The following is a 226-nucleotide window of genomic DNA, read 5'->3' as shown; positions in this document are numbered from 1 at the left end:
AGTGGTACTTGCCGTAGCCATACAACCATTGGCATCTTTCACCATTAAGGTATAATTGCCTGCCGAAAGAGCTGAAAATACATTACTACTTTGGAAAGTTGAGCCATCTTTTGAATAAGTGTAAGCTGTTGTGCCACCGCTCGCCGATAGGCTGATACTACCGGTGCTGTTTGATTGACAAGTCAGATTCGTTGGGGTGGCAGTCAATGTTAATAAATTCGGTTCG

General features: G+C 43.8%; 1 protein-coding gene. It reads right to left on the bottom strand.

Annotation, left to right across the window (positions count from 1 at the left end; translation table 11 throughout):
- A partial coding sequence (locus ABR854_RS26035; RefSeq protein ID WP_350268757.1) for a SprB repeat-containing protein occupies positions 1-226 on the bottom strand: 226 nt, incomplete at both ends.

Origin of the sequence: Emticicia sp. W12TSBA100-4, from assembly GCF_040253585.1 — a bacterium.
In the GTDB taxonomy this organism is placed as follows: domain Bacteria; phylum Bacteroidota; class Bacteroidia; order Cytophagales; family Spirosomataceae; genus Emticicia.
Note: the sequence above shows the minus strand (reverse complement) of the source record. Positions and strands in the feature narration are given on the sequence as shown.